Origin of the sequence: Pseudoduganella ginsengisoli (genome assembly GCF_009720865.1) — a bacterium.
GTDB lineage: Bacteria > Pseudomonadota > Gammaproteobacteria > Burkholderiales > Burkholderiaceae_D > Rugamonas > Rugamonas ginsengisoli.
This window is the reverse complement of record NZ_WNLA01000066.1, coordinates 1-1,955: the sequence shown is the minus strand read 5'-3', so window position 1 is coordinate 1,955 and position 1,955 is coordinate 1. Positions and strand designations below refer to the sequence as shown.

The 1,955-nt window shown below is 60.1% G+C and carries 2 protein-coding genes; both read left to right on the top strand.

Annotated elements, in window-relative coordinates:
• Nucleotides 1-90: 90 nt before the first annotated feature.
• Nucleotides 91-1,119 carry an IS21 family transposase gene (istA, locus tag GM668_RS30210; protein ID WP_170305928.1) on the top strand — a complete coding sequence of 343 codons (1,029 nt, stop codon included), beginning with the start codon at nucleotides 91-93 and terminating at the stop codon, nucleotides 1,117-1,119.
• The gene (istB, locus tag GM668_RS30205; RefSeq protein ID WP_155442682.1) at nucleotides 1,116-1,916 is read left to right on the top strand and encodes an IS21-like element helper ATPase IstB; all 801 of its coding nucleotides are present in this window, start codon (nucleotides 1,116-1,118) and stop codon (nucleotides 1,914-1,916) included. The genes istA and istB overlap by 4 nt, the downstream gene beginning before the upstream one ends.
• Nucleotides 1,917-1,955 lie beyond the last annotated feature (39 nt).

Below are 1,955 nucleotides of genomic sequence, written 5' to 3'. Positions count from 1 at the left end.
TTGTTGCGCGCGGAGTAAAAATGAGCCACTTCGCGCAAAGTAAAACTGAGCCACTTTTTTGTAAAGTCAGGTCTTTTGCGCGAGACCTGAGTGCTACACAAGGAAGAGTGGATGGAAATACATGTGCTCAAGGCCCAGGGCCTCTCGGAGCGCCGGATTGCCAAGCAGCTGGGCATTTCAAGGAACACGGTGGCGCGCTATCTGGACGCACCGGAGGCGCCGCGATACAAGCTGCGGGAAGCTCGGCCTACCAAGCTTGATCCGTTCAAGGCGTACATCGAACAGCGGATCGCTGAGGCAAGGCCCGACTGGATTCCGGCGCCGGCCATGCTGCGCGAGCTGCGAGGGCTTGGCTACGGCGGGCAGGTACGGCAGTTACAAGACTTCATGCGCTTGCATAAAGCGGCGCCCAAGCCAGATCCGGTGGTGCGGTTCGAAACAGCACCGGGGCAGCAAATGCAATGCGACTTCGTGGTGTTCCGGCGCGGTCGGGATCCGCTGTACGCTTTTACGGCGACGTTGGGCTACAGCCGATGGCGTTGGGTGCGCTTTACTTCGGACGAAACTGCGGCGACCTTGGTGGCCTGTCATCACGCCTTGTTCGATGCGCTGGGCGGCGTGCCGAAAGAAGTCCTGTACGACAACGCCAAGAGCGTCGTTATCAAACGCGACGGCTATGGTGAAGGCCAGCACCGCTGGAATGACGACTTCCTCGACATGGCAAAGCTGTACGGTTTCATGCCGCGACTGTGCCGTCCTTACCGCGCCCGGACCAAGGGCAAGGTCGAGCGCTTTCACCGCTACCTGCGCGGCAATTTCTACGTGCCGCTGGACAGCCGGATGAAAGCCAGCGGGCTGATCGTGGACGTGGCCACCGCCAATGCCGAAGTGGGTAAATGGCTACGCGACGTGGCCAACCGCCGCGTTCATCCGCTCACCGGCCATGCGCCGAAAACGCTGTTCGAGCATACCGAGAAAGCGCTGCTGCAACCCTTGCCGGATTACGTGCCGCGCTGCGAGCCGATCCAACCGACGGCACCATCGGCGCGCCAGCGGCATCACTCGTTCCAGCACCCACTGTCGGTCTATCAGCAAATCCTCACGGAGGTGGCGGCATGAACCTGCAAGCTGAACGCATTGACGCCCACTGCCGCCAATTGAAACTCGATGGGTTGGCTGAACGGTTTGCTGCCATTGCTGGGCAAGCCGCGGACCACGACTGGAGTTTCCTGGACTTCCTGGAGCAGGCGTTGAGCCATGAGCGCGACACGCGACAAATCCGCAGCCGCCAGACTTTGGTGCGCATGGCTTCGTTCCCGGTCATTAAAACGCTGGAACAATATGATTTTGACTTCGCGGTCGGCGCGCCGAAAAACGTGATTGATGAACTGGCCACGCTGCGTTTCATCGAGCGCGGAGAGAACGCAGTGTTACTGGGACCATCCGGTGTGGGCAAGAGCCACTTGGCGATCGCCCTGGGCTACCTGGCCACGCAGGCAGGCATCAAGACTCACTTCGTGACTGCGGCCGATTTGATGCTGCAACTGGCTGCCGCCCAGCGGCAGGACCGGTACGAGTCTGTCATGCGCCATCGGGTACTGGGGCCGCGCCTGCTGATCATCGACGAGATTGGCTACCTGCCGTTTACCGGCGACCAGGCCAGCCACTTCTTCCACATCATCTCTAAGCGGTACGAACGTGGCGGCTCGATGATACTGACCAGTAATCTGCCGTTTGCGCAGTGGGGTGACACCTTTGGCGACAACCCGACGCTGACAGCTGCGATGCTCGACCGAGTGCTGCACCATGCCCATATCGTGCAGATCAAGGGGGACAGCTATCGGTTACGAAGGATGAAGAAAGCGGGATTTCTGGAGAAGCCCGCCAAGGTAGTGGCTCAGAATTCGGCCGCGTAAAGGCCCGCAAAGTGGCTCAGATTTACTCCGCGCTTGACA